Source organism: Streptomyces sp. NPDC001903 (assembly GCF_042891345.1).
Taxonomy (GTDB): Bacteria; Actinomycetota; Actinomycetes; order Streptomycetales; family Streptomycetaceae; genus Streptomyces.
In genome coordinates this window covers 205,746-230,241 of sequence record NZ_JBIASZ010000008.1, presented here as the reverse complement: position 1 = coordinate 230,241, position 24,496 = coordinate 205,746, and the positions used below count along the sequence as shown (strand labels likewise).

General features: G+C 72.5%; 26 protein-coding genes. 12 read left to right on the top strand and 14 right to left on the bottom strand.

Annotated features, from left to right (window positions below; genetic code table 11):
• Window positions 1-12: 12 nt before the first annotated feature.
• On the bottom strand, window positions 13-690 hold the full coding sequence (locus ACFYZS_RS20050; RefSeq protein ID WP_389014009.1) for an endonuclease V: 678 nt from the start codon (window positions 688-690) through the stop codon (window positions 13-15).
• A gap of 26 nt (window positions 691-716) precedes the next feature.
• Here ACFYZS_RS20050 and ACFYZS_RS20045 point away from each other — a divergent pair, with 26 nt between their 5' ends.
• The gene (locus ACFYZS_RS20045; protein ID WP_389014007.1) at window positions 717-1,016 is read left to right on the top strand and encodes a YciI family protein; all 300 of its coding nucleotides are present in this window, start codon (window positions 717-719) and stop codon (window positions 1,014-1,016) included.
• 484 nt (window positions 1,017-1,500) lie between these two features.
• On the opposite strand, the gene ACFYZS_RS20040 is transcribed toward ACFYZS_RS20045, so the two are convergent.
• Together ACFYZS_RS20040 and ACFYZS_RS20035 are read right to left on the bottom strand one after the other, a co-directional pair.
• Entirely contained in the window at window positions 1,501-2,037 is a 537-nt protein-coding gene (locus ACFYZS_RS20040; RefSeq protein WP_389014004.1) for a DoxX family protein, read from the bottom strand.
• 559 nt (window positions 2,038-2,596) lie between these two features.
• A complete protein-coding gene (locus ACFYZS_RS20035) occupies window positions 2,597-3,685 on the bottom strand; it encodes a WD40/YVTN/BNR-like repeat-containing protein (protein WP_389014001.1) in 1,089 nt (362 codons plus the stop codon).
• 74 nt (window positions 3,686-3,759) lie between these two features.
• On the opposite strand from ACFYZS_RS20035, the gene ACFYZS_RS20030 reads away from it, so the two are divergent.
• From ACFYZS_RS20030 to ACFYZS_RS20015, 4 genes are all read left to right on the top strand, one after another.
• Window positions 3,760-4,176, top strand: coding sequence for a (4Fe-4S)-binding protein (locus ACFYZS_RS20030; protein ID WP_389013999.1), 417 nt, complete (start codon window positions 3,760-3,762; stop codon window positions 4,174-4,176).
• 142 nt (window positions 4,177-4,318) lie between these two features.
• Window positions 4,319-4,771, top strand: a complete 453-nt coding sequence (locus ACFYZS_RS20025; RefSeq protein ID WP_389013997.1) for an SsgA family sporulation/cell division regulator — start codon at window positions 4,319-4,321, stop codon at window positions 4,769-4,771.
• 230 nt (window positions 4,772-5,001) lie between these two features.
• Window positions 5,002-6,642 (top strand): ABC-F family ATP-binding cassette domain-containing protein, encoded by a 1,641-nt coding sequence (locus ACFYZS_RS20020; protein ID WP_389013994.1) that lies wholly within the window; start codon window positions 5,002-5,004, stop codon window positions 6,640-6,642.
• A 267-nt stretch (window positions 6,643-6,909) separates the two neighbouring features.
• On the top strand, window positions 6,910-7,881 hold the full coding sequence (locus ACFYZS_RS20015) for an acyl-ACP desaturase (RefSeq protein WP_389013991.1): 972 nt from the start codon (window positions 6,910-6,912) through the stop codon (window positions 7,879-7,881).
• Window positions 7,882-7,973: 92 nt separating this feature from the next.
• On the opposite strand, the gene ACFYZS_RS20010 is transcribed toward ACFYZS_RS20015, so the two are convergent.
• The 3 genes from ACFYZS_RS20010 to ligD form a co-directional block, all read right to left on the bottom strand.
• Window positions 7,974-8,216, bottom strand: a complete 243-nt coding sequence (locus ACFYZS_RS20010) for a WhiB family transcriptional regulator (protein WP_389013987.1) — start codon at window positions 8,214-8,216, stop codon at window positions 7,974-7,976.
• Between the two features lie 77 nt (window positions 8,217-8,293).
• A complete protein-coding gene (locus ACFYZS_RS20005) occupies window positions 8,294-9,088 on the bottom strand; it encodes a VOC family protein (protein WP_389013984.1) in 795 nt (264 codons plus the stop codon).
• A gap of 54 nt (window positions 9,089-9,142) precedes the next feature.
• Entirely contained in the window at window positions 9,143-10,222 is a 1,080-nt protein-coding gene (gene ligD / locus ACFYZS_RS20000) for a non-homologous end-joining DNA ligase (protein ID WP_389013981.1), read from the bottom strand.
• A gap of 75 nt (window positions 10,223-10,297) precedes the next feature.
• Between ligD and ACFYZS_RS19995 the strand changes: the two genes are divergently transcribed.
• Window positions 10,298-11,371: an ATP-dependent DNA ligase gene (locus tag ACFYZS_RS19995; protein WP_389013978.1), complete on the top strand. Its 1,074-nt coding sequence runs from the start codon at window positions 10,298-10,300 to the stop codon at window positions 11,369-11,371.
• Here the strand turns inward: ACFYZS_RS19995 and ACFYZS_RS19990 are convergent.
• Together ACFYZS_RS19990 and ACFYZS_RS19985 are read right to left on the bottom strand one after the other, a co-directional pair.
• Window positions 11,329-12,756 carry an NAD(P)/FAD-dependent oxidoreductase gene (locus tag ACFYZS_RS19990; protein WP_389013975.1) on the bottom strand — a complete coding sequence of 476 codons (1,428 nt, stop codon included), beginning with the start codon at window positions 12,754-12,756 and terminating at the stop codon, window positions 11,329-11,331. The genes ACFYZS_RS19995 and ACFYZS_RS19990 overlap by 43 nt on opposite strands.
• Window positions 12,757-12,879: 123 nt before the next feature.
• On the bottom strand, window positions 12,880-13,893 hold the full coding sequence (locus ACFYZS_RS19985; protein ID WP_389013972.1) for an NAD(P)/FAD-dependent oxidoreductase: 1,014 nt from the start codon (window positions 13,891-13,893) through the stop codon (window positions 12,880-12,882).
• Window positions 13,894-13,973: 80 nt separating this feature from the next.
• On the opposite strand from ACFYZS_RS19985, the gene ACFYZS_RS19980 reads away from it, so the two are divergent.
• The 3 genes from ACFYZS_RS19980 to ACFYZS_RS19970 all read left to right on the top strand — a co-directional run bounded on the left by ACFYZS_RS19980 (window position 13,974) and on the right by ACFYZS_RS19970 (window position 15,062).
• Window positions 13,974-14,459 (top strand): NUDIX hydrolase, encoded by a 486-nt coding sequence (locus ACFYZS_RS19980; RefSeq protein ID WP_389013970.1) that lies wholly within the window; start codon window positions 13,974-13,976, stop codon window positions 14,457-14,459.
• 83 nt (window positions 14,460-14,542) lie between these two features.
• A complete protein-coding gene (locus ACFYZS_RS19975) occupies window positions 14,543-14,815 on the top strand; it encodes a DUF6400 family protein (RefSeq protein ID WP_389013968.1) in 273 nt (90 codons plus the stop codon).
• On the top strand, window positions 14,802-15,062 hold the full coding sequence (locus ACFYZS_RS19970; protein ID WP_389013965.1) for a hypothetical protein: 261 nt from the start codon (window positions 14,802-14,804) through the stop codon (window positions 15,060-15,062). The genes ACFYZS_RS19975 and ACFYZS_RS19970 overlap by 14 nt, the downstream gene beginning before the upstream one ends.
• Before the next feature lie 84 nt (window positions 15,063-15,146).
• Here the strand turns inward: ACFYZS_RS19970 and ACFYZS_RS19965 are convergent, their stop codons facing one another.
• The 3 genes from ACFYZS_RS19965 to ACFYZS_RS19955 all read right to left on the bottom strand — a co-directional run bounded on the left by ACFYZS_RS19965 (window position 15,147) and on the right by ACFYZS_RS19955 (window position 19,637).
• Window positions 15,147-17,255 (bottom strand): MDR family MFS transporter, encoded by a 2,109-nt coding sequence (locus tag ACFYZS_RS19965; protein ID WP_389013962.1) that lies wholly within the window; start codon window positions 17,253-17,255, stop codon window positions 15,147-15,149.
• Window positions 17,256-17,302: 47 nt separating this feature from the next.
• A complete protein-coding gene (locus ACFYZS_RS19960; RefSeq protein WP_389013960.1) occupies window positions 17,303-18,658 on the bottom strand; it encodes a 6-phospho-beta-glucosidase in 1,356 nt (451 codons plus the stop codon).
• Between the two features lie 106 nt (window positions 18,659-18,764).
• Window positions 18,765-19,637, bottom strand: a complete 873-nt coding sequence (locus tag ACFYZS_RS19955; protein ID WP_389013958.1) for a helix-turn-helix domain-containing protein — start codon at window positions 19,635-19,637, stop codon at window positions 18,765-18,767.
• Window positions 19,638-19,973: 336 nt separating this feature from the next.
• Here ACFYZS_RS19955 and ACFYZS_RS19950 point away from each other — a divergent pair, with 336 nt between their 5' ends.
• The 3 genes from ACFYZS_RS19950 to ACFYZS_RS19940 all read left to right on the top strand — a co-directional run bounded on the left by ACFYZS_RS19950 (window position 19,974) and on the right by ACFYZS_RS19940 (window position 22,448).
• The gene (locus tag ACFYZS_RS19950) at window positions 19,974-20,639 is read left to right on the top strand and encodes a helix-turn-helix transcriptional regulator (protein WP_030162198.1); all 666 of its coding nucleotides are present in this window, start codon (window positions 19,974-19,976) and stop codon (window positions 20,637-20,639) included.
• A 67-nt stretch (window positions 20,640-20,706) separates the two neighbouring features.
• Window positions 20,707-21,264, top strand: a complete 558-nt coding sequence (locus tag ACFYZS_RS19945) for a toxin-antitoxin system, toxin component (RefSeq protein WP_165937371.1) — start codon at window positions 20,707-20,709, stop codon at window positions 21,262-21,264.
• On the top strand, window positions 21,261-22,448 hold the full coding sequence (locus ACFYZS_RS19940; protein WP_389013955.1) for an MAB_1171c family putative transporter: 1,188 nt from the start codon (window positions 21,261-21,263) through the stop codon (window positions 22,446-22,448). The genes ACFYZS_RS19945 and ACFYZS_RS19940 overlap by 4 nt, the downstream gene beginning before the upstream one ends.
• 36 nt (window positions 22,449-22,484) lie before the next feature.
• On the opposite strand, the gene ACFYZS_RS19935 is transcribed toward ACFYZS_RS19940, so the two are convergent.
• The 3 genes from ACFYZS_RS19935 to ACFYZS_RS19925 all read right to left on the bottom strand — a co-directional run bounded on the left by ACFYZS_RS19935 (window position 22,485) and on the right by ACFYZS_RS19925 (window position 24,491).
• Window positions 22,485-23,264, bottom strand: a complete 780-nt coding sequence (locus ACFYZS_RS19935; protein ID WP_389013953.1) for a hypothetical protein — start codon at window positions 23,262-23,264, stop codon at window positions 22,485-22,487.
• Between the two features lie 57 nt (window positions 23,265-23,321).
• Window positions 23,322-23,918, bottom strand: coding sequence for a hypothetical protein (locus tag ACFYZS_RS19930; protein ID WP_389013951.1), 597 nt, complete (start codon window positions 23,916-23,918; stop codon window positions 23,322-23,324).
• Window positions 23,919-24,071: 153 nt separating this feature from the next.
• On the bottom strand, window positions 24,072-24,491 hold the full coding sequence (locus ACFYZS_RS19925) for a DoxX family membrane protein (protein ID WP_389013948.1): 420 nt from the start codon (window positions 24,489-24,491) through the stop codon (window positions 24,072-24,074).
• Between the last annotated feature and the right edge of the window lie 5 nt (window positions 24,492-24,496).

Below are 24,496 nucleotides of genomic sequence, written 5' to 3'. Positions count from 1 at the left end.
CCGGCCGGGTGGTCAGGAGGCTTCGCGCAGGGCACGCCGACAGAGCGAGTCGGCGTGCCGGGTGGACTCGGGGATCCGGAAGCGCGGGCTCAGCGCGAGCGCGTGGGCGCAAGCGGTGTCGAGCGAGACCCGGTGGCCCACGGAGACGTACACCGGCTTGATCCCGTCCTGCGTGCGCAGGGCCCGGCCGACGACGGCGCCGTCGGCCGCCAGCAGCGGGGCGGCGTCGCCGCGCCGGGCGCCGGGCTCCTCGTACGTGAACGTGAACGGGTTCTTCGCGACGCCCATGCTCGGCAGTCCGGTGACGACCCCGAGGTGGCAGGCGAGGCCGAAGCCGCGGGGGTGGGCGAGCCCGTAACCGTCACAGACCACCAGGTCGGGGGTGGCGGTGAGCGAGTCGAGCGCGGCCAGCACGGTGGGCAGTTCGCGGAAGGCGAGGAGTCCGGGCACGTACGGGAAGCTGACGTGCCCGACGGCGGTCGCCTCCTCGACCACTTCCAGGGTGGCGGCGTCGAGGACGACGGCCGCGGCGGCCACCAGGTCCCGCTCGTCGTCGTAGGCGACGTCCACGCCCGCGACCAGCCCGCGCCCGGGCGGCGGACCGGCCTCGTCGAGCACCACACTCTTGCGCAGTTCGTCCTGTATCGCCCGGGCCTCGGCCTCATCGGCGGGGGTCTTCACACTCGTCATGATGGTGCGAGAGTAGCCTGGCGATCATGTTCGTCATGGAGCTCAGCTACATCGCACCCATCGAAGCCGTCGAAGACGAGCTGGACGCCCACATCGCGTGGCTGGACGGCTACTACGCCTCGGGCGTCTTCCTCGCCTCGGGCCGCAAGGTCCCTCGCGACGGCGGCATCATCCTGGCCGCGGGCGTCTCCCGCGGGGAGATCGAGCGCATCGCGGCAGAGGACCCCTTCACCCTGGCCGGCGTCTGCGAGTACCGCATCACGGAGTTCATCGCGACGAAGACGTCGGGGGACTTGGCGGCGGTACGGGAGAACTTGGCGGCGTAGGGGGCTGGGGGGCTTCGGGAGGCGGGGCTTGCACGGGCGGGGTCGGTTGAGTGGGGCGGGCCACCGGGGCAGGACCTGATGACTCGGGGTCGGTGGTGTGTCCGGGGGCGTCCCGTCAGTCCACTGTCCTTCCGTGTCGGGTCGGTCCGTCAAGGGCGCTCCCTGCGGTCGCGTCGCTCCGCGATGTCGCTGCGCTCCACCCTTGACCGACCGCCCCGCCCCGGAATGCCATAAGACTGCCGGGAAGCCCCCGAAGGAATGGCCGGGAGGAACATGTTCAGGGACGGGCCCTCAGCGATACGCGGCCAAGCCCCGGCGACCGGACACCTCCCTCCCGGGACCACCATCCCCGGCCATGACCGGGGGGCGCCCCAGATCGCTACGCGCTCCACTCGGCATAGCGTCCGACGACCGCCTGTGGCCGGACATAGGCCGCCCAGGACCGGGATGGGCGTCCCTGGAGACGCGAGCGCAGGTGGTCGGGTCAGTCGCGGATGAGCAGGACGATGAATCCGACCACGGCTCCCAGCACCAGTCCGAGCACGGAGTAGCGGGGTCGCGACTCGCGTAGGACGGGGAGCAGGTGGTCGACGGAGTAGCGGCCCGGTCCGGTCAGCGTGAGGGCAATGACGCTTGCGAAGAGCACGGACTCCAGTTCCACGCCCTTGGGGGCGAAGAAGGTACTCAAGCCCCGAACGGCCAGGATGTTGATGAAGGTTCCGGTCAGGGCCGCGCCGGCGAGCGGAGTGAGCAGGCCGAGGGCGAGCCCGAGGCCACCCAGGGTCTCGGAGAGACCCGCGATCGCGGCCATGGCATTCCCTGCGGGATAGCCGCTCATCGAGAAGCCCTTGCCGGTCGCGGTGAAGCCCGGACCGTTGAACCAGCCGAAGAGCTTCTGCGTGCCGTGAGCGGCCATGGTGAGGCCGACGACGAGCCGGAGTACGAGCAGGCCGATGTCATGGGTGGCGGTCGTGGCGGAGGTGGCACCAAAGATCGCGCGGTCCCGTCGTTCGTACACCATGAACGTCCGTTCTTCCGTCGCCGGTGAGCGACGGCCACCCTATGACGCTCCGCCACGACGACCCGGCCGCAACGTCTTCGGCGCCCATCGTCGACCCGTTCGGCCGCGAGCCGACTGCCGCTGACGCCCATCCCGGTCGTGGGCGGCCTATGCCCGGCCACAGGCGGTCGTCGGACGCTAGGCCGAGTGGAGCGCGTAGCGATCTGGGGCGCCCCCGGTCATGGCCGGGGATGGTGGTCCGGGAAGGGGATGTCCTGACCCCAGGGTGTGCTGGTCGGCATCTCCAGGGGCCTCTATTGGAACGTGAACCTCCCGGCCATTCCTTCGGGGGCTTCCCGGCAGTCTTATGGCATTCCGGGGCGGGGCGGTCGGTCAAGGGTGGCCGAAGGCCATCGCGGAGCGACGCGACCGCAGGGAGCGCCCTTGACGGACCGACCCGACACGGAAGGACAGTGGACTGACGGGACGCCCCCGGACACACCACCGACCCCGAGTCATCGAGTCCCGCTCCGCTGGCACACCCGACTCACCCGACCCCGCCTACGCAAGCCCCGCACCCTCAGGCCCCCTCCAGCCTCCCCACCCGGCCCTTCTCGCCCGCCGCCCAGCAGCCGCCGTCGCTCGCGCAGTCGACCGTGTCGAAGGAGCCCGGGGCCAGGGGCCGCCACGTCCTGCCGGCGTCCGTCGTCACGTCCGTGCCCGTCGGGCCCACCGCCAGGGCCGCCGTGCGCAGGTGCGGGAGCCAGGCCGCGCCCGAGCGGTACGCGGGTGGCGGGGTCGGGGCCGGGCGCCAGGTGCGGCCCGCGTCCGCCGATACCGCCGCGGCCTTCGGGGAGGCCTCGCCGGTGCGGTAGTCGCCGCCCACCGCGAGGCCCGTCGTACGGTCGCGGAAGGCCAGCGCGAAGACCCCCTTGGCCGGGTCGCCCGCCGGGATGCCCGATTCGGCGACCCGCCAGGTGCGGCCGCGGTCCGCCGAGTGCAGGATCCGGGCGGTGGCGCCGCCGCCCGTGGCCAGCCAGACGTCGCGCGGTCCGGCGTTCACCAGGCACTGGCCGCTGGCCGCGAAGCCCGCCTCGCCCGGCAGGGCGGCCGGCATCCCCTCACTCGGCAGGACCGCCCAGTTCCGGCCGCCGTCCTCCGTCGACAGGATCCGGAACGCGCCGTCCACCGGGTCGCTCATGGCCAGCCCGTGCCGGGAGTCGAAGAAGGTGAGGCAGTCGTAGAAGGCCCGCGGGTCGGGGTTGCGGAAGGTCTCGGTCCAGGTGGCGCCGCCGTCCTCGGTGCGCAGCACCCGCGAGGCCTCCCCCTCCCCGATGGACAGGGCCACCGCGCGCCGCGCGTCGAAGGCCTCGATGTCGCGGAGCTCCAGGCCGTCCGCGACCGCGCCCGGCGGTGAGACGTCACGCCAGCTGCGGCCCCCGTCCACCGTGCGCAGCACCGTTCCCTTGGTGCCGGCCACCCAGGCCGTGGAGCGGCTGACGGCCGCCAGCCCGCGGAAGCGGGCGTCCTTGCCGGTGTCCTTCAGGGCCCAGCCCACGCCCCCGCCCCGTAACCCCTGCACGTCGCCCGGTTCCTCCGCGTGCGCCGGGGCGGCCAGCAGGCCCACCGCCAAAGCCGCCGCGCACATGCCAACTCCCAGAAGTCTCATGGCGCCGGAAGCTAATGCACACCGGATTCGGCGTCCAGGGTGCGTCCCGGTGCCCGCGTTCCTAGGCTGAGGCCATGCCATCCAAGGAACCCAAGGCCTACGACGGCAAGCGCATCACCGTCACCTACGACACCGGGCGGTGCCTGCACGCCGCCGAATGCGTGAGCGGGCTCCCCGAGGTGTTCGACTCGGGGAAGCGCCCGTGGGTACAGCCGGACGGCGCCGAGCCGGAGCGGGTCGCGGAGGTGATCCGCCGATGCCCCTCGGGTGCGCTCCAGTACCGGCTCGCCGACGAGGGGCCCGCCGAGGAGCCGGACCGGCCGACCACGGTCGTACGGTCAGCCGCCGGCCAGCTGGTGATGCGCGGCGATCTGCGCGTGACGACCCCCGAGGGGACCGTCCGACGGGAGAGCAGGGCGATGCTTTGCGCCTGTGGAGTGAGCGGGAACCAGCCGTTCTGCGACCACTCCGGGGCCTGCGGCAACGACTGAGGCCCCTTCACCCACACCCCTCCACCCGTCACTCTGTGCGATCAAACGGACGCGTTCCAGCCAATCGGTGACACAGCTCACGTCAGTTCGCATGCACGGATTTGCCGATTCCGGCGTCTATCCGGTTGCCGGGCTTCACCCCATGCCCGGCAGCAGATCCGCCGCAAGGGAGCGAGCCTTGATCACTGTCATCGAGCAGGCCGTGCAGGCCCGTCTGGTCGCCACCGCCCCGAAGGTCGAGACCGTGCCCGTCACGCTCTGCTACGACCGCGCGGATCCCTTCGCCGTGCGCATGGCCTTCCCCGCTCCCGCCACCCTGGAGGGCGTCGAGGTTTCGTGGACCTTCGCCCGCGAGCTCCTCGAATCGGGGCTGGACCGCCCGACGGGGTGGGGCGACGTGCGGGTGCGGCCGTACGACATCGACCGGACCACGATCGAGTTCCACGCGCCCGAGGGCGTGGCGATCGTGCTGGTGCTGACGGCCGAGCTGCACCGGTTCCTGGAGCGGGCCGCGACGGTCGTGCCGCCGGGGCTGGAGCACCTGTACCTCGACATGGACCACAGCCTGGCCGAGCTGATGCGCGACCCGCGCTGAATCCGGATCTCCCGTCCTCCCCCGGTTAATTCGTTTGCGGGCGGCTCCCGGCCGCCCGTAGCTTCGTAGACGCCCCATTGCCGTCGAAACGGAGCAGGACGTTGCTCTTCTGAGGTTCGAGACACCGACCGATCCCATCGATCCCGCCGATCCGACCCGTTGTGCGTCGGATCCGACCGTCGGCTGTCTCCCCGCGTTGCACGCACCACTCACGCAACCTGGAGGCCTCCATGAGCCATGCCCCTGCTTTCATCACCTGCTCCGCCCTGTCCTTCGACTGGCCCGACGGCACTCCCGTCTTCGAGGACTTCCAGTTGGCCGTCGGCCCCGGCCGTACCGGCCTGATCGGGGTCAACGGCTGCGGGAAGTCCACCCTGCTGAAGCTGATCGCGGGTGAACTGACCCCGTCCGAGGGTCAGTTGTCCGTGGCCGGCACCCTCGGGTACCTCCCGCAGGGCGTCACCCTCGACACCGCCCTGCGCGTCGACGAGGCACTCGGCATCCGCGCCACCCGCGCCGCCCTGCACGCCATCGAGGCGGGCGAGGCAACCGAGGCGAACTTCGCCGCGGTCGGCGACGACTGGGACGTGGAGGAGCGGGCCCTGGCCACCCTCGACCAGCTCGGTCTCGCCCGGATCGGCCTGGACCGCACCGTCGGCGAACTGTCGGGCGGCGAATGCGTATTGCTGCGGCTCGCCGCGCTGCTGCTCGCCCGCCCCGACGTCCTGCTGCTGGACGAGCCGACGAACAACCTGGACCTGCGGGCCCGGCGCCGGCTGTACGCGGCGGTCGAGTCCTGGTCCGGGGTGATGCTCCTGGTCAGCCACGACCGGGAGCTACTGGAGCGGGTCGACCAGATCGCCGACCTGCACGACGGCGAAGTCCGCTGGTACGGAGGGAACTTCTCCGCGTACGAGGAGCAGCTCGCCGCCGAGCAGGACGCGGCCGAGCGGATGGTCCGGGTCGCGGAGGCCGACGTACAGCGGCAGAAGCGGGAACTGTCGGACGCCCACATGAAGTTGGCGCGGCGCAAGCGGTACGGCCAGAAGATGTACGACTCGAAGCGCGAGCCGAAGATCGTCATGGGTGCCCGCAAGCGCGCGGCGCAGGAGTCGGCCGGCAAGCACCGCATCATGCACACGGAGAAGCTGGCGCAGGCGAAGGAGCGGCTGGACCAGGCGGCGGAGGCCGTCCGGGACGACGACGAGATCCGGATCAAACTGCCTGCCACCCAGGTCCCGCCGGGCCGGCGGGTCCTGACCTTGAGCGACCTGCACCTGGCGCACGGGGCCCGGGCCGCGGGCGAGTGGGAGCTGCGCGGTCCGGAGCGGATCGCGCTGGTGGGCCGCAACGGCTCGGGCAAGACGACCCTGCTGCGCACGATCGCGGGGGCGCTCGCGCCGGTGTCGGGGGAGGCGATCACGCACGTGCCGACGCGGTTCCTGCCGCAGCGGCTGGACGTGCTCGACGAGAGCCGTTCGGTGGTGGAGAACGTGGCCCGGTTCGCTCCGCAGGCCTCGAACAACCTGATCCGGGCGCGGCTCGCGCATTTCCTGATCCGGGGCGCGCGGGCGGACCGGCCGGCCGGTACCCTGTCGGGCGGCGAGCGGTTCCGGGCGGCGCTGGCGGCGCTGCTGCTGGCGGAGCCGGCTCCGCAGCTGCTGATGCTGGACGAGCCGACGAACAACCTGGACCTGGCGAGCGTGCGGCAGCTCACGGGCGCGCTGGAGTCGTACGAGGGTGCGCTGCTCGTGGCCAGCCACGACGTGCCGTTCCTGGAGTCGATCGGGATCACCCGGTGGCTGCTGCTGGACGGCGAGCTGAAGCCGACCACGGCCGAGGAGGTGCGTGAGGCCCTCTGGCACGAGTGAGCCGGCGGCCGGACCGCGTCGCGGCCGGCTCCGCAGCCGCGACGCCCGTCCTGGTGGTGAACGCCGTCAAGGCGGGTGTCGCGGGCCACCTGCCGGGGCGACTTTCGCTCCGTCGGGTCCCTTCCGCGCGCCCTCAAACTGCGCAGATAACCGGACGTAACCGGTCATATGAACGCCTGGGGCTTGGCTGGTCCTCACGCTCCGCTTAACCTACGGGTTCGTAGGCTACGGAACCGTAGGTATTTCGCTTTGTCCTCAGGAGCACCCGTGACAATCACCTCTCCCCACCTCGGCAGCTCGGAGGCGTGGACTGACGCCAAGCTGCTGTACGCGCTGGAAGAGGTGGTCGAGAAGGAACTCAACCGCCATCTGAAGGTCACCAAGGACTGGATGCCCCACGAGTACGTCCCGTGGAGCGACGGCCGGAACTTCCCGGGCTTCTTCGAGGACGGCGAGGCCTGGGACCCGCAGCAGTCCAAGGTCACCGACATCGGCAAGATCGCGCTGGTCGTGAACCTGCTGACCGAGGACAACCTCCCCAGCTACCACCACGAGATCGCCACGCTCTTCGGCCGCAACGGCGCCTGGGGCACCTGGGTGCACCGCTGGACGGCCGAGGAGGGCCGCCACGGCATCGTGATGCGCGACTACCTGCTGGCCTCGCGCGCCGTGGACCCGGACAAGCTGGAAGCGTTCCGCATGCAGCACATGTCGGAGGGCTTCGAGTCCGACAACCGGCACTCGATGCTGCACTCGGTGGCGTACGTGGCCTTCCAGGAGCTCGCGACCCGCATCTCGCACCGCAACACGGGCCACCAGTCCGGTGACCCGGTCTGCGACCGGATGCTCGCCCGCATCGCGCAGGACGAGAACCTGCACATGATCTTCTACCGCAACCTGCTGGGCTCGGCCTTCGAGCTCGCCCCGGACCTGACGATGCAGGCCGTGCGGGACGTCGTGGTCAACTTCCGGATGCCCGGACACGGCATGCCCGGCTTCGAGCGGATGGCCGCGCAGATGGCGATCGGCGGGGTCTACAACCTGCGGATCCACCACGACGACGTGCTGAGCCCCGTGATCCGCTTCCTGAAGATCATGGACATCGACGGTCTCGGCCCCGAGGGCCGGATGGCCCAGGAGGAGCTCGGGCTCTTCATGAACGGCCTGGACTCCGAGGCCCGCAAGTTCGACGAGCGCCTGGCCGCCCGCGCCGCGCGTCTCGCCGCCCGCAAGGCCTGACCGGCCCGCAACGCCTCGAAACCCTGGCATGGCCCCCGCCCTGCCAGGGTTTCGCGTTTCCCGTGGTGATGGCCCGGTGGTGGCGGGCCCGGTCAGCCGCGCGGGCGCAGGGCGAGACGCTCCGACTCCGAGAGGCCGCCCCAGACGCCGAAGCGCTCGTCATTGGCCAGGGCGTACTCCAGGCATGCCGCGCGTCCCTCGCACGCCCCGCACAGCCGCTTCGCGTCCCGCAGGGACGAGCCGGGCTCCGGGAAGAAGAAGCCCGGGCCCGTCTGGGCGCAGAGGGCGAGGTCGTACCAGGCGGGCGCTGCAGTGGTGGCGGTGTTCATCGACATGCCGGAGATACTCATCGCCGCCGATGGACGTCCGATCAACGACTGATCAACACCGCTCCGCGCCCGGCCGTGCGGCCTCAGGCCCCCGGTGCGGGAGCGCTGGCGATGACCGCGAACCGCGCGCCGTAGGGGTCCGCCAGCTTCGCGAAGCGGCCGACCCCCTCCATGAACACCGGTGACAGCCGGACCTTGCCGCCCGACTCCTCCGCCCTGGCCGCCGTCACATCGCAGTCGGCGACCTCGAAGTACGGTGTCCAGTAGGGCCGTTCGGCGTCTTCCACCGGGTCGGACCCGATCGGGACCAGGCCGCCGAAGGCCGCCTCGTCGGGCGTGCCCGCGGCCTTGACCACCGTGTACGAGCCGCCCTCGAAGGGCATCTCGCCGATCTCCCACCCGAAGACCGAGCCGTAGAAGGCCGCGGCCGCCGGCACGTCGCCCGTGTACAGCTCCGTCCAGCACAGGGTGCCGACGTCGGTCACCGCGCCGAGGCCTTCGATCCGGCCCGGCTGCCAGACGGAGAACGTGACCCCCGCCGGGTCGGCGAAGATCGCCATCCGGCCGAGGCCCAGGACGTCCCGGGGTGCGACCGCCACCGAGCCCCCCGCCTTGACCACGGCGGCCGCGGTGGCGTCGGCGTCGGAGCTCTGGAAGTACAGCGTCCAGGCCGTCCGGACCTCCTCCGGCGCGACGGCCATGCCGCCGGCCACGATCTTGCCGTCGCGCTGGAACATCGCGTATCCGCCGGCTTCCTCGCCGCCCGGCCGGTAGTCCCAGCCGAACAGTGCGGTGTAGAACCCGGCGGCGCCGTCGAGGTCCGGCGTGCCGAGGTCGACCCAGTTCGGGGAGCCGTCCCTGTAGTCCGTCGTGAGCATGACCCGTACTCCTTCCGTCCTCCCCACGAGCATGGCACCCGCCACCGACAGCGCTCAGTCCTCGCGCTCCGTGCCCTTGTCCTTCGCGCCCTTGCTCTTCGCGTCCTTGCTCTTCGCGTCCTCGTGCTTCGCCCGGCTCGGCTGGACCCGCTTCGGCTCGCCCGGCATCTTCGGGTAGTCCGGCGGGTAGGGCATGTCGCCCAGACCGTGGTCGTGTTCGTGGCGGTCGGCCAGTTCCAGGGCCGCGTCCAGGGTGAAGGCGTGCTCGTCCATGTCCGCGTGCAGGTCCCCGACTTCGGCGAAGCGCGCCCCCATCGTGGTGATGTCGAAGTCGCGGGGCTCGGCGGAGTCGATCTCGTCCCAGCGCAGCGGGGCCGAGACGGGGGCGTGCGGGCGCGGGCGCACGGAGTACGCGGAGGCGATCGTGCGGTCGCGGGCGGTCTGGTTGTAGTCGACGAAGATCCGCTCGCCGCGCTCCTCCTTCCACCACGCCGTGGTCACCTTGCCGGGCATCCGCTGTTCCAGCTCGCGGCCGATCGCGATCGCGCAGCGCCGTACCTCGGTGAAGGTCCAGCGCGGCTCGATCGGGACGAAGACGTGCAGACCGCGCCCGCCGGAGGTCTTGGGCCAGCCGCGCAGGCCCAGGTCCTCCAGTACGTCGCGCAGTTCGTGGGCGCAGATCACCGCGTGGTGGTAGTCGGTGCCCGGCTGCGGGTCCAGGTCGATGCGCAGTTCGTCGGGCCGGTCGGTGTCATCGCGCCGCACCGGCCAGGGATGGAAGGTCAGGCAGCCCAGGTTGGCGGCCCACAGCACGGCGGCCGGCTCGGTCGGGCAGATCTCGTCGGCCGACCGCCCGCTGGGGAACTCGATGTGGGCGGTGGGGATCCAGTCGGGCAGGTTCTTCGGGGCGCGCTTCTGGAAGAAGGACTCGCCCTCCACCCCTTCGGGGTAGCGCTCCAGGGTGGTGGGCCGGTTGCGCAGGGCGCGCGTGATCCCGTCGGCCACGGACAGGTAGTACCGCGCCACGTCCAGCTTCGTGAGGCCGCGCTCGGGGAAGTAGACCTTGTCCGGGCTGGACAGCCGCACGGTCCGCCCGCCCGCGTCCAGCTCGATGGCATTACCGGATGCACCCATGTGCGCCACGGTAGGCGGCCCCCGCCCGGTGCGCATACCGGGCGGTGCGGGACGTACCACCGCAGAATCTAAGACATGGATCTGCCCGTGATGCCGCCCGTGAAGCCGATGCTCGCCAAGTCGGTGGCCAAGATCCCGCCGGGTATGCAGTACGAGGCGAAGTGGGACGGCTTCCGGGCCATCGTGCACCGCGACGGGGACGAGCTGGAGATCGGCAGCCGCACCGGCAAGACCCTGACCCGGTACTTTCCCGAGCTGGTGACCGCCCTGAAGGACAACCTCCCCGCGCGCTGCGTGGTGGACGGCGAGATCGTCATCGTCCACGGCGGGCGGCTGGACTTCGACCGGCTGACCGAGCGGATCCATCCCGCGCGCTCCCGTGTCGACATGCTGGCGCAGAAGACCCCCGCCAGTTTCGTGGCCTTCGATCTGCTCGCGCTCGGCGACGAGGGCTTCCTCGACACCCCGCTCGCAGCCCGCCGTACCGCCCTCACCGACGCCCTGTCCACCGCTCGGCCCCCCGTTCACCTCGCGCCCGCGACCACCGACCCCGCGCTCGCGCAGGAGTGGTTCGAGCGGTTCGAGGGCGCCGGGCTCGACGGGGTGGTCGCCAAACCGCTCGATCTCCCCTACCGGCCCGATGCCCGTCTCATGTTCAAGATCAAGCACGAGCGTACGGCCGACGTCGTCATCGCGGGTTTCCGTTTCCACAAGAGCGGTCCGATTGTCGGATCGCTGCTCCTGGGCCTGTACGACGCCCACGGCGCCCTCCAGCACGTGGGGGTGTGCGCCGCCTTCCCGATGAAGCGCCGGGCCGAGCTGGTGGACGAGCTCGCGCCGCTGCGGATGGACGACGCCACCGGGCATCCGTGGGCCGCCTGGGCCGAGGAGTCCGCGCACGAGAGCGCCCGGCTGCCGGGCGCGCAGAGCCGCTGGACCGGCAAGAAGGACCTCTCGTGGGTGCCGCTGCGCCCCGAGCGCGTCTGCGAGGTCGCGTACGACCACATGGAGGGCGACCGCTTCCGGCACACCGCCCAGTTCCGCCGCTGGCGGCCCGACCGCGAACCGCAGGGCTGTACGTACGCCCAGCTCGAGGAGGTCGTCGGCTACGACCTCGCCGAGGTCCTCGGCCCGACCGCCGGGTCGTAGACCAGCCTCTCCCACTCCCGCCGGTCCGGCCCCACGGCGTGCGGCGCGTATCCGGGCCGGGCCGCCAGCCAGCGCTCCACCCGGGCCCGCACCTGCGGGTCCGCGTACGCCCGCTCCGGCGGCTCGACGAGGTGCCGCACCCGCGCCCGGGCCCGCATCACCTCGGGGTCCTCCAGGGCGCACTCGAACAGCGCGGCCACCGCGCGCGCCGACTCCGTCCGCCGCCCGGGCCGCGTCGCGAACCGCTCCCCGATGGCCGCGTCGGCCACCACCTGGAAGTCGAACCACGGCTTCAGGGTCCGCACGGCCCACGCGTGGTACGCGGCGGCGAACCGCGCCGAGCCCGCGTCCTGGTGCGCCGTACGGGCCACCCTGCGCGCGGCCCACAGCGCCAGCGAGATGCCCTGCCCCAGCGTCGGGTTGGTGTGCGTGATCGCGTCCCCGATCGGCACCAGCCCGGTCACCACCGGCCCCCGCCCGTCGACCAGCGCGCTCCACCGGTTGTCCAGGCTCGCCGTGGCCAGGACCCCGGACAGCGGTTCGGCGCCCGGCTCCAGCCAGGCCGCACCGGGCGGAAAGGCACGCGCGGCCGCCTCGAACACGGCGGGATCGCGCAGTGCGGAGCGGGTGGCGTCCCGGGTGTGGACGAACAGGGTCACCGCGAACAGCCGGTTGTCCGCCGGGAAGACGGCGCACCCGGCGAACGTGCCGCCGGTCACCGCCCAGGGCCGGCGCGGCCCCTCCTGCGTCCCCTCCGGCAGCCGGTACCAGCGGCAGAAGTACGCAAGCCCCGTGCGGTGGCGCTCCACGACCGCGGGCCGGCAGCCCACCGCGGGCAGCAGGCGCTCGACGCCGCCGCGCCGTCCGCCCGCGTCCACGACGAGGTCTCCCCCGTACGCGCCCGCCGGCGTGACCACGCCCCTCACCCGTACGGCGGACCCCGCCGGCTCGGCCAGCAGTCCGGTCACCGGTTCCCCGTGGTGCATGACGGCTCCCGGTTCCGCGCGCAGGGCGGTGGCCAGGGCGCTCTCCAGCACGATGCGCCGGGCCTGCAGCATCACCAGGTCCTCGTCGCCGGGCCGGGCCGGCGGGCGCACGTCGAACCAGTCCAGCTCGTGCCGCTCGCGGGCGCCGAGCCGCAGCATCTCCGCGTGGACGTCGGGCAGTTCCTCCCGCAGGACGGTGCGTGCCGCGCCGAGCAGGGCGTGCGGCTGCGCGGCCTGCGGGACGCCCGGCCGGTGCCAGCCGAAGAAGTCCCGGTCGAGGGCGGCACCGGGTGCGCGCGTATCGCGTTCGAACAGTTCGGCGGTGTGTCCGTACCGCGCGGCGAGCAGCGCGGTCGCCAGCCCCCCGACACCTCCGCCGATGACCAGCACATGTGCCATTGCGAGCCCCCCGAGCCTCTGAGCCGATGAACGGTACGAAGATCAGACCGCTCTGAGCCTGCACGGACCCGCCCCGGCCGAAACCCGCACACCCGTCCGACGGACCGGGCCGCGCCCTTCGGATCAGGCCCTGTCCACGCTCGGGCCGCCGGCGGCGCGGTGGGCTTCGAGGGCGCGCCGCCCCTCCTCCTCGATCAGGTCGGTGTTGATCGCCACGGCCGCCCGCACCCCGCCCGCGGCCGCACCGGCCAGCTGCTCCATGGGCCCGGCCACGTTCCCCGCGGCCCAGACGCCGCGCAGCGCGGTGGCCCCGCTCGCCGGATCCGCCTCCAGACAGGTGCCGATCGCCGCTCCGGCCCGCTCCACGGTGGCCACCGGCAGCCCGAGGCTCGCCGCCACCCCCGCGCGGGCGGTGAACCGCGGGGCCACCACGAGGGCCCTGCACGCCACGGCCGCGCCGCCGGCGAGGGTCACCCCGGCCAGCCGGTCGCCGGCCGTGCCCAGGCCGGTCACCTCGCCCTCCGCCACCGCGATGCCGAGCGCGGACAGCAGCTCCCGCTCCTCGCCGGTGAGCCGCCGGGTGTGGGTCAGCAGGGTCACCCGGTCGGTCCAGTTCCGCCACATCTGCGCCTGGTGCACCGCGAGCGGTCCGGTGGCCAGCACCGCGACCGGGTCGTCGCGGACCTCCCAGCCGTGGCAGTACGGGCAGTGCAGCACGTCCCGCCCCCAGCGCTCCCGCAGTCCCGGCAGCTCCGGCAGCTCGTCCACCAGCCCGGTGGCGATGAGCAGCCGGCCGCCCCGGACCGCGGACCCGTCGGCGCACCGGAGCAGGAAGCCGCCGCCGGGCAGCCGGTCGGCGGCGAGCACGGTGCCGGCCGCACCGGAGCGGATCTCGCCGCCGTACCCGGTGACCTCGGCCCGTCCCACGGCCAGCAGCTCCGCCGGGCTCGCCCCGTCCCGGCCCAGGTAGCCGTGCAGGTGGGCGGCGGGGGCGTTGCGGGGGCTGCCGGAGTCGAGCACCAGCACCGCACGGCGCGCCCTGGCCAGGGTCAGCGCCCCGGCGAGTCCGGCGGTCCCGCCGCCCACGACCACCACGTCGAAGGAGCCGGTCTGCATGTCGTCCCTTGCGTTGTCCATACCGCCGAGGGTGTGGCCGTCCCACCGGGCTGACAAACTCTGTTGCCGAACCGGCAAAGCGACGAGAGCGGAGCGCAGCGATGACCACACCCGACGACCGGCCCGGCCACCCGGTACGGGCCGTCCCCCGGCCCAACGCCGTCGTCGGCGTCGGCCTCGTCGTCACCGACGCCGACGGGCGGGTACTGCTCGGCCAGGCGCACGACGGCCGCTGGGAGCTGCCCGGCGGGAAGGTCGACCCCGGCGAGAGCTTCGAGCAGGCCGCGGCCCGCGAACTGGCCGAGGAGACCGATCTGAGGGTGGCCCCCGAGGACGTCCGGATCCTGGTCGTCCAGCTCTCCCCGGAGGCCGGGACGACCCGCCTGACCGCGGGGGCCGTCACCGGCGCCGCCGCGGGCACGCCCGAGGTCACCGAGCCGCACAAGATCCTGCGCTGGCAGTGGTTCGCCCCGGACGGGATCCCGGAGGCCCTCTACGGGCCCTCGGTGGCGGTCCTGCGCGCCTGGCGCCCCGAGCTGGGCCCGACCCTGCCGCCCGTCCCCTCGTACGACTACCCGACCCCGTAGCGCCGCGAGGGAGCCGCCGGCCCGCTGTGACATCTCCCACCCCCTCTTGCCAGGGGAAGGAAGGCATACCTAAGTTCAGAAGCATGGCCCCACACCACCCCACACCCCCCAGCGACCCGGGCACCCCCGGGCTGGTCGACTTCACCGTCGACCTCACCGCCCAGGAGGTCCTCCGGAGGGCCCAGGTCATGGCTGCCCTCGGCCCCGACTGGGACCCGATCGAGGTACTGCGCGGTGAGGAGGCGGCGTACGACCTGCTCTACTCCGGCCTCGACGCCGAGCAGCAGCGGATCCACGACGCCCTGGTCGAGGCCGGTGTGCTCGCCCCGCGCGGGGACGGCCATGCTGCCGCTTGACCCGCAGGCGGACCCCGGGCGACGCGCCTGGGTGGCCTGCCCGAGCTGCGACGACGCACGCGGCTGCGCGCCCTGCGAGGAGCGGCGCACCTGCTCCTCGCACTGGCGCTACCTGCTCACCAACACCGGCAGCCTGCTGCACCTGCAGTGCCCCTCCTGCACCCACGTCTGGGTGCACGAGAGCGGTTTCGGCGCCACCCGCTCCCTGTGGAGCCGGATCACCAGCGGCCGGCCGGCCGGACACTGACGCCGCGGTCCGCCGGAATCCGGCCCCGACCAAGGCCCCGGCCCAGGTCCCGGACCCGGCCCCGGCCCCGGCCCCGGCCCCGCATCAGACCCCGACCGGGGTCTTCTGCGCGAAGTAGCCCTCGCCCAGGTCCTCCACCAGCAGCCGCTTCGCGATCGCGTCGGCCGCCGCCCGGAGTTCCTCGCTCCGCGGCCGGCCGCGGTCCTTCTCCAGCTGGTCGCCGAGCCAGTCCCCCCACGCCTTCGAGATCGTCGCGGCCTCCCGCTGCCCGGCCGGCGTGAGCGTGAAGAAGGCGCCCTCGCGGGTCACGTACCCCTCCTGCTCCATCCGGTCGAAGACCGGGATCAGGACCTCCGGCGGCAGGGCGCGGCGCGAGGCGATGAGCCCGAGGCTCGCGTGGCCGACCGTGCGGGTCATGATCTCCACCTGCATCACCGCCCAGGCGCCGGCGATGTCCAGCCGGGTGTCCGAGGCGTTGACGATCGCCCGCGCCGTCTCCGGCCCCATGTTCCGTACGAGTTTGCCGACCGCCAGCTCCAGCAGTTTGGCCGAGTCCCCGGAGGCCGTGGCGGGTGAGGCGAAGCCGTCGCCCATGTCCGTCGACGCCGCGCGGGCGGAGTCCCGCAGACGGACCTGCTTGAGGAAGAGCGCGACGACGAAACCGACCCCGGCGACCGGCACGGTCCACAGGAACACCGTGTGCAGGGCGTGTGTGTACGCCTCGATGACGGGGGCGGCCGCCGCCGGGTCGAGCCCGTGCACCCCCTGCGGGCTCTGGGCCGCCTTCGCCAGCTGCGCCGGGTCCTCCCCGGTGGCCCGCGCGGCCTCCGCGACGGCCTTCTCCAGTTCGGGGCCGAGGGTGTTGGCGTAGATGGTCCCGAACACGGCGGTGCCGAACGAGCTGCCGAGCGTACGGAAGAACGTGACGCCGGATGTGGCGGTGCCGAGGTCGGCGTAGTCCACGGTGTTCTGCACGGCGATCGTCAGGACCTGCATGCACAGGCCGATCCCGACGCCGAGCACGAACATGTACAGCGATTCCAGCCAGGCGCCCGTCTCCGGGCCCATCCGCGACAGCAGGTACAGCCCGACCCCCATCACCAGGCAGCCGACGATGGGGAAGATCCGGTACTGCCCCGTCTTGCTGGTCACGTTCCCGCTGAAGACGGAGGCGATCAGCAGGCCGATCACCAGCGGCAGGGTCCGTACGCCCGAGACCGTGGCCGAGTCCCCGTCCACGAACTGCAGGTACGTCGGCAGGAAGGTCATCGCGCCGAGCATGGCGAAGCCGACCACGAAGCTGAGCACCGAGCAGACCGTGAAGACCGGGTTGCGGAACAGCCGCATCGGCAGCATCGGTTCCGGCGCCCGCGTCTCGACCAGGCAGAACAGGGCCAGGGCCACGACGCCGAGCACGAAGAGCCCGATGATCGTCGCGGAACCCCAGGCGTACTCGTTGCCGCCCCAGCTCGTGGCCAGGATCAGCGCGCTGGAGCCCACCGCGACCAGCGCGATGCCCAGGTAGTCGATGCGGGTTCCGCCGGCCGCCCGCACCGAGGGGATCGTCCGCGCCGCCGCGATCACCACCAGGATCGCGATCGGGACGTTCACGTAGAACGCCCAGCGCCAGCTGAGGTGGTCGGTGAACAGCCCGCCGAGCAGCGGGCCGATGACGGTCGCGACCCCGAAGACGGCGCCGATCGCGCCCTGGTACTTGCCGCGTTCACGCAGCGGCACCACGTCGGCGATCAGGGCCATGGAGGTGACCATGAGCCCGCCGGCTCCGACCCCCTGGACGCCCCGCCACAGGATCAGCAGGGACATGTTGCTCGCCAGGCCGCACAGGAACGAGCCGGTGATGAAGACGATCGCGGAGATCTGGAAGATCAGTTTCCGGCCGAAGAGGTCGCCGAACTTGCCCACCAGCACCGTCGCGACGGTCTCCGCGAGCAGGTAGGAGGTCACCACCCACGACATGTGCTCCCCGCCGCCCAGATCCGCCACGATCGTGGGCAGCGCGGTGCCGACGATCGTCTGGTCCAGCGCCGCGAGCAGCACGCCCAGCATGATCGTGCCGAAGACGACGTTGCGCCGCCGCCGGTCGAGCACGGGAGGCACCGCGGCCTCGGGGGCGGCTTCGGCGGGGGCAGTGGTCACATCTCGCACTCTCACAGCGCCCCCGCCCCACCGCATGCGCACTGGGCCGTACGGGCGACCCCGGCGGCCCGGCCGGCGCGGGATCAGCGCAGGTAGGACAGGCCCGGATGCTCGGCCACGTACCCGTCCAGCAGCCGTCGGGCCACCCCGACCGAGTCCACCAGCGGGTGCAGGGCGAAGGCCTTGACCGCATCCGCCCGGGAGCCGCTGGCGGCGGCCGCGAGGACCTCCCGCTCGACGGCCTTGACGGAGGTCACCAGGCCCACCGCGTGCAGCGGCAGCGGGTCCACGGCCACCGGGTGCGCACCGTTCGCGTCGACCAGGCAGGGCACTTCGATGACCGCCTGCGCGTCGAGCGCGGACAGCACGCCGCGACCGCGCACGTTGAGGATCAGCGTGGCCCGCTCGTCCCGGGCGATGGCCCGCATCAGCGCGAGCGCCACCTTCTCGTACCCGCCCGACTCCAGGTCGCTCCCGTCGCGCTCGCCCGAGCCCGCCGCCTCGCGGTTCTCGGCCATGTACGTGGCCTCCCGCTCGGCCCGGGTCCGGTCCCAGGCGGCCAGCGCCGCCCCGGCCGGCCGGTCCGTGCGGCCCGCCTCGGCGTAGAAGGCGCGCTGCTGGTCGCGCAGGAAGGCCCCGCGGGTCTGCTTGGCCTGCGTGTACGCCCGTACGGTGTCGCGGTTGAAGTAGTAGTAGTGCAGGTACTCGTTCGGGATCGCGCCGAGCGAGCGCAGCCACTGCGCGCCGAACAGCCTGCCCTCCTCGAAGGACTCCAGCGCCTCGGTGTCGGCCAGCAGGCGCGGCAGTTCGTCGCGGCCGCCGATGCGCAGACCGCGCACCCAGCCCAGGTGGTTGAGGCCGACGTAGTCGATCCAGGCCTCCTCGGGGCTCGCGCCGAGCAGCCGGGCGAGGCGTCGGCCGAGCCCCACCGGGGAGTCGCAGATCCCGATCACCCGGTCGCCGAGCTCCTCGGCCATGGCCTCGGTGACCAGCCCGGCCGGGTTGGTGAAGTTGATGACCCAGGCCTCGGGGGCGATACGGGCCACCCTGCGGGCGATCTCGCGGGCGACCGGCACCGTCCGCAGGCCGTAGGCGATCCCGCCCGCGCCGACCGTCTCCTGGCCCAGCACGCCCTCGGCCAGCGCGACCCGCTCGTCGGCGGCGCGCCCTTCGAGGCCGCCGACGCGGATGGCGGAGAAGACGAAGTCGGCCCCGCGCAGGGCCTCGTCGAGGTCCCCGGTGGCGGTGACGGCCGGGGCGTCGGGGGCCCCGGAGGCGGCCGCCTGGTCGGCGAGCACCCGGGCCATGGCGCCGAGCCGGGCGGGGTCCTCGTCGTACAGGGTCACCTGGGAGACCCGGCCCTCGGCATGGTCGCCGAGGAGTGCACCGTAGACGAGCGGTACCCGGAATCCGCCCCCGCCGAGGATGGTCAGCCGCACGCCCTACCGCCCTTCGCCCGTGCCACGATCGGTGCCACGATCCGTGGCATCCGATCCGCTACACGTGATCGACCCGTGTTGGAGGGCTCCAGTGTCCCTCGCCCGACTAGTCGTCCAGCGACGGCACGGCGCGCAGCCGCGGCCCTTGGTGGAGCGGGGCGGTCGCGCCGATGCCGGCCGGGCCCGCCGCCGCGCCCTGCGGGGTCGAGAGGATCATGGTGATCCGGGTGAGGCCCATCGCGTCGAGCATCCGGCTGGATTCGGCCACCATCCGGCAGCGCACGTGCCCCCAGCGCGGATCCCAGTGGCGGACGGTCCGCACGGCCCCGTCGCGCTCGGCGGCGTCGGCCCCGTGGGTGCTCAGCCAGTGCGGCACCCCGTAGCGGTAGGCCGCCTCCATGAACGGATCGCGGGCCACCTCCTGGCGGATGCTGCTCAGGCCCTCGTCGTCGGGGGCCGCGGCGAGCGCGCCGGCGAACTGGGCCAGCAGCGGTACGCACCAGGCCGGTTCGTGGTCCTCCAGCACGGCCGCGGCGTCCGGGTGGAACAGCACGAAGCGCAGGAAGTTGTCGTCCGGCAGGGCGGTCGGATGCGGGCGCACCGACTGGAAGAGCTTGTCGAAGGCCGAGTTGGTCAGCGCCACGTCCCAGCGGTGGTCCACCAGGAAGCTCGGGTACGGCACGGACTCCATGAGCGCCGCGTAGTCACACAGGTAGTCCCGCTGGGCGGGGTCCTGGGGCAGCCGGCTCTCCTCGGCCGCCCGCCAGGTCGGCGGCGGGTCCCGGTCGACCATGACGCGGAAGAGCCAGAAGCACTGCCGCTCGCTCATCTCCAAGGCCTCGGCCAGGGCGAGCAGTTTGCGGTCGGTCCACTCCTTGACCAGGCCGCGTTCCCAGTTGCCGTAAGCGCGGACGCTGATGCGCAGCCGGGCGGCGAGGTCTTCCTGGCTCAGGCCCAGTTCCTCGCGCCGCTGGCGCAAAATCTCCTTGCGTCGCTCCGACCGCACTGCGCCGCGTGCGGACTCTTCGCCCGCGAGGCGCTCCTCACCGGCTCGGGCAAGCCCATCGGACGGGCGCACCGCTGCGAGATGTGGCACCGAGAGCTCCCCCTCTTCACGGTCTGGATCTTCAATTTCCTCTGGCGATCCTGCTACCGACTTCATTCGAGTGTCAACTATCGTGGCAATTCCAGCCTCTTGACAGCTCATTCCCGCCACAGCTGTGGCAAGTTCTGGCCCTGCGGCGGCTCCTCGGCTAGATTCCAAAAGCCGACCATGTGCCCGTACCGACCCCGCCGCGATCTAGGAGAACCACTGGTGACAGACGGCTTCCCGGCTCCCGTCGCGGTGGCCAACGCGCCCCTGGCAGCCACCGTCACGCGCGTCGCCGAACTCGCGGGCAAGATGGGCCACGACCTGAACAAGGTCTTCGACCTGCGCCGCCTCTCCGAGGCCTCCGGTGTACCCGCCGACGTTGTCAGGTCCCTGCTGGACGGACGCCCCGCCGTCGAGCCCTGCCTGCAGACACGCTTCCTCCAGCGCCTCGACCTGCTCCGGCGCACCCGGCTGAAACCGAACGGACGCCGCTACACGCAGCAGGAGATCGCGGACGGCGCCGGCATGTCGCGCCAGCAGGCGGGCGCCCTGATCAACGGCGACCGCCGGCCCACCATGGAGCACTGCGACGCGATCCAGCGCTTCTTCGGCGTCCACGCCGGCTTCCTCACCGCCCACGACGCCGAGGCGCTCACCGACGCCCTCCAGCGGACCGAGCAGCAGCTGCTCCAGGACTACGCGGGCCGCACGCGCGAAACCGTACCCGCCCCGGCGGCTTCGACCGGCGATCCGCTGGCAAGACTCCTGCAGAACCACGGTGTCCGCGGCATCGCCTGGCGCGCGGCCCAACTGCCCAGCGACAAACACCGGGACAAGGTGACCGAGTGGCTGGACATGCTTCTCGAAAGCGTCAAACCGAATGAATGATGACCCGGTCGAGAGTCTGGGTCTGATCCTTGAGTCCTGATCCGGATCCGCGCCGACGGGGAGAACGGTGAGCATAGGCAGAGAGCAGCGCCGGTTGTGCGGCGAACTGGTGGCCGGGCTCCGGTTGACCGCGCCCGCGGAACCCGTGGACCTCTACGCCGCCCTCTGCGAGGGCATGAGCAGACACCGCGGCCGCCGGGTGGACTTCCGGATGGCCTCGTTCCCGCCGGGGACGGCCAGCGGTCTGTGGCTCGACATGGCGGACCGCGATCTGGTGGTCATCGAGGAACGCACCGCACCCGACCACCAGCTGGTCATCCTGGGCCACGAGCTGTGGCACATGAAGGCCGGCCACTGCAGCCACCACGTCGACGGAGCCGCCGTCGCCGCCCGGCTGCTGTCGGACGGGGCCGACCTCGGCGAGACCGTCCGGAGCGTCGCCGCGCGCACGCGCGCCGACGTCTCGGAGGAGACCGAGGCGGAGACGTTCGGTTTACTGCTGGGCAGTCGGTGCCGGACCTGGCTCGCCGGCTCCGGCGGCCATCGGGCGCCCGCACAGCGTGATCAGTTGGCGGGCCGCATCGAGGCCTCGCTCGGATACCGGGGGCACAGGAACGACCGTTGAACGGCCAGGACTACTACATACCGGCAGCCGCCCTGGCGGTCTCACTCGCCTTCAAGCTGCCGGCGCTACGGCACAACTGGCGCGACCCGCTCCTGCGGTCGGTCTGCGCCCTGCTGATCCTGGCCGGATCGGTGTTCACCTTCGCCGCCCCGCCCACCATCGAGGCGGTCAACGAGTGGACCGGCATCACCAACGTCTCCGCCCCGCTCGTCTACTGCCTGATCACCCTGTTCAGCGCCGCCTGCCTGGTGCTGATCGTGAACTGGCGCGGCGGCCCGCCCGAGGAGACCCGGCGCATCTCGCGCCGCTGGATGCTCGGCTACGGCGGGGTCGTCGTGGTGCTGGTGGTGCTCTTCGCGCTCGGCCACACCCCGGTCGAGCGGCTGCGCGACTTCGACACGTACTACGCCAACACCCCCTACATCCAGCAGATGATCGCCCTCTACCTGACGGCGCACCTGGTGGCGGCCGTCGTGATGGTGGCCATGTGCTGGCGCTGGTCCCTCCAGGTGCACGGCTGGCTGCGGATCGGCCTGATGATCATCGTCTCGGGCTACGTCTTCAACCTCAGCTACGACGCCACCAAGATCTCCGCGGTCGTCGCCCGCTGGGCCGGCCACGACCTCGACGACCTCAGCACCTACATCGCCCCGCCGCTCGCCTCCGTCGGCGCGCTGATCAGCGCGATCGGCTTCGTCCTGCCGCTGCTGTGCCAGCGGCTGTCCGACAGCTGGCAGACCTGGACGACGTACCGGCGCCTCGGCGCGCTCTGGCACGAGGTGCAGATCGGCGCCCCCAGCGGCACGCACGTCGTGCAGATGTCCTGGTGGGCCCCGGCGGAACTGCGGGTGATCCAGCGCGAGTCGGACATCCACGACGGGTTCCTGCACCTCGGCCCCTACTTCGACCCCGGCCGCCGCGAGGACGCGTACGCGCGGGCCCTGGCGGCGGGGGCGCAGGAGGAGACCGCGCGGGCGGTCGCCGACGCGGCGATGGTCGCGGCCGCCGTCCAGGCCCGCTCGGCGGACCCGGAGGGCGCGGTCATCGGGGAGAGCGAGGAGAGCGTCCTCGACACCCTCGGGGGGCCGCGCGACCTCGTACGGATCTCGCACGCGCTGCGGCATTCGCCGGTGGTGGCGGCCGTACGGCGGCAGGTGGCGCTGTCGGGGAGCGGACCGGCCTGAGCCGGCTCGCCGACGCCGCCGCTGCACCCGGGCCGGTCAGCGCTCGGCCGCGGCCAGCGCCACCTTGGGGAACAGGTCCTGGAACGGGCCGGCGGAATCGATGCCCTCCCGGCCGTACGGTGCGTCGAAGCTCCACACCATGAACAGCAGGAACACGATCAGCGCGCTGAACAGCCCGGCCAGCAGCAGCTCCCGCCCGGACCGGCGGATCTGCAGGGTGAAGATCAGCCCCACCGTGACCAGTCCGCCGACCAGCAGCCCGAACCACACCACGCTCGGCAGGGTGGACTCGTCGGCCTGCATGCGCGAGTGCCGGGCGTCGTCGGCGGCCGCGATGTGGTCGAGCAGCGGCTGGTAGGCCTGTGCCTGGAGCTCGTTGGCCGGGCTCTGGTGGGTGACGTCGGTGCGCAGCTTGCCGAGCAGGTCGGCGCCCTGGGCCGAGGCGCCCTGGCCCGAGGTGAGCAGCGGCCAGTCCACGGCGACGGTGTGGGAGACGTACGCGTCGACCTCGCCGCGGATCCGGTCGCGGACGGCGGCCGGATAGACGTCGGCGCGCTGGGTGACCTCGTACAGCGACTGGGCCTCGCGGCGCACGCTGTCCTCGGCGGCGCCGCGCGCCTCCCAGACTCCCGCGATGGCCAGGCCGAGCACGATGGCATAGACCACGCCCACCATCATCGTCATGTACTCGATGACGTCGGGGGTTTCGCTGGTGTCCTCGTCCTCCGCGACCCGGCGGTGCCGGAGCGCGGTGCAGGCGAGGACGAGGGCGCAGACGAGCGCCATGGCGACGGCCAGGACCAGCCATTCGGACACGAGGGTTCTCCCGTTGACGGTTCGGTGGATCGGGTGGATCGGGTGGATCGGTCGGGCTCAGCTGCGGCTGCTCTTGGAACGCGGCCGCAGCGCGGCGGCGGCGAGCACGGCCGGGGTGGTGACGACGACCATGAGCATCACGGTGGACATCCCGCCCGGGGTACGCCGCTCCAGGGCGATCGAGCGGTACGGACGCACGTGGAAGGCGGTCGCGGGCGCGGCCACCGCTGCGCCCCGGGGCGGGGCGGCGGCTGCGGCCGGATCCGGCCCGGCAGCGACCTCCGGATCCGGCGCGGGCGGCGCGGGCTCCGCCTCCCCGGCCCGGGCCTTCGCCGTCGGCGAGGGCGCCGCCCCCGGCGCCGCGACGGCCGGCGCGGGCCCCCGCCCCGGGTGGTGCACGGTCGGCCGCTCGGCGCCGGGCACGAGGACCCGTACCGGGGGCCGCGCCGAGGGCGGCACGGCGGGCGGTACGGCGGCCGGGGGCACGGCGGCGGGCGGACGCGGCTTCCCGCCCGGGACACAGACGTCGAGCCGGGCCCCGTGGCCGCGCACGGGCTCGGGTCCCGTCCCGTCGTCCGCGATCGCCACGTGGCCGTACAGCGGGCAGAGTGCCGCCACCATGCCCGCTCCGGCGAGGTACTGCCAAGCCGTCACCGCGCGTCCTCCCGTTGTGAGGGTTTCGGCTGAAGAAACGATCACAAGGGCGGTTCGATACGCCGCAGACGCGTCAAGATCTTCGACAGAGGGGCTGATTCAAGCCATCGGCACGAGGAGCGCCCGGTGCCCGCACCGGCCGGCGGAGAGGGTCTAGCCGATGGAGAGCGCCGGTCCGGTGACCATGAGCCCGAGATCGTGGCCCGCGTAGGCGAAGAACGCGAACATGACCAGTGCCGCGCCGCCGAGCGCCACGTCCTTGAAGAAGTGGATCTGGTCCGCCATCTTGGCCTGCGGATCCTTCTCGGCCCAGAAGCCGTGCATCAGGAAGGCCGTCGGGAAGCAGAACGCGGCCAGCAGGAGCATCCCGATGTCCGCCCACAGACCGACCGCCACGCTCACCGAGCCGACCAGCAGGACCAGTCCGCTGACGACGACGGAGAGGGCGGGGAAGGGGACTCCGCGCGATGCCGTGTATCCGGCCATCGCCTTCGTGTTGGTCAGGTGGTTCACCGCGGAAGAGGCGAAGAGGCCGATGAACAGCAGACGGCCGATGAGCACGAGCACATCCATGATGA

What these genes read in the sequence shown, in the direction of transcription:
- ACFYZS_RS19965 (WP_389013962.1), bottom strand. Translation starts at nt 17,255, where the DNA reads ATGCGGTGGGGCGGGGGCGCTGTGAGAGTGCGAGATGTGACCACTGCC.
- ACFYZS_RS20035 (WP_389014001.1), bottom strand. Translation starts at nt 3,685, where the DNA reads ATGAGACTTCTGGGAGTTGGCATGTGCGCGGCGGCTTTGGCGGTGGGC.
- ACFYZS_RS20050 (WP_389014009.1), bottom strand. Translation starts at nt 690, where the DNA reads ATGACGAGTGTGAAGACCCCCGCCGATGAGGCCGAGGCCCGGGCGATA.
- ACFYZS_RS19925 (WP_389013948.1), bottom strand. Translation starts at nt 24,491, where the DNA reads ATGGATGTGCTCGTGCTCATCGGCCGTCTGCTGTTCATCGGCCTCTTC.
- ACFYZS_RS19980 (WP_389013970.1), top strand. Translation starts at nt 13,974, where the DNA reads ATGACCACACCCGACGACCGGCCCGGCCACCCGGTACGGGCCGTCCCC.
- ACFYZS_RS19970 (WP_389013965.1), top strand. Translation starts at nt 14,802, where the DNA reads ATGCTGCCGCTTGACCCGCAGGCGGACCCCGGGCGACGCGCCTGGGTG.
- ACFYZS_RS19995 (WP_389013978.1), top strand. Translation starts at nt 10,298, where the DNA reads ATGGATCTGCCCGTGATGCCGCCCGTGAAGCCGATGCTCGCCAAGTCG.
- ACFYZS_RS19985 (WP_389013972.1), bottom strand. Translation starts at nt 13,893, where the DNA reads ATGGACAACGCAAGGGACGACATGCAGACCGGCTCCTTCGACGTGGTG.
- ACFYZS_RS19975 (WP_389013968.1), top strand. Translation starts at nt 14,543, where the DNA reads ATGGCCCCACACCACCCCACACCCCCCAGCGACCCGGGCACCCCCGGG.
- ACFYZS_RS20010 (WP_389013987.1), bottom strand. Translation starts at nt 8,216, where the DNA reads ATGTCGATGAACACCGCCACCACTGCAGCGCCCGCCTGGTACGACCTC.
- ACFYZS_RS20040 (WP_389014004.1), bottom strand. Translation starts at nt 2,037, where the DNA reads ATGGTGTACGAACGACGGGACCGCGCGATCTTTGGTGCCACCTCCGCC.
- ACFYZS_RS20030 (WP_389013999.1), top strand. Translation starts at nt 3,760, where the DNA reads ATGCCATCCAAGGAACCCAAGGCCTACGACGGCAAGCGCATCACCGTC.
- ACFYZS_RS20045 (WP_389014007.1), top strand. Translation starts at nt 717, where the DNA reads ATGTTCGTCATGGAGCTCAGCTACATCGCACCCATCGAAGCCGTCGAA.
- ACFYZS_RS20025 (WP_389013997.1), top strand. Translation starts at nt 4,319, where the DNA reads ATGCCCGGCAGCAGATCCGCCGCAAGGGAGCGAGCCTTGATCACTGTC.
- ACFYZS_RS20005 (WP_389013984.1), bottom strand. Translation starts at nt 9,088, where the DNA reads ATGCTCACGACGGACTACAGGGACGGCTCCCCGAACTGGGTCGACCTC.
- ligD (WP_389013981.1), bottom strand. Translation starts at nt 10,222, where the DNA reads ATGGGTGCATCCGGTAATGCCATCGAGCTGGACGCGGGCGGGCGGACC.
- ACFYZS_RS19990 (WP_389013975.1), bottom strand. Translation starts at nt 12,756, where the DNA reads ATGGCACATGTGCTGGTCATCGGCGGAGGTGTCGGGGGGCTGGCGACC.
- ACFYZS_RS20020 (WP_389013994.1), top strand. Translation starts at nt 5,002, where the DNA reads ATGAGCCATGCCCCTGCTTTCATCACCTGCTCCGCCCTGTCCTTCGAC.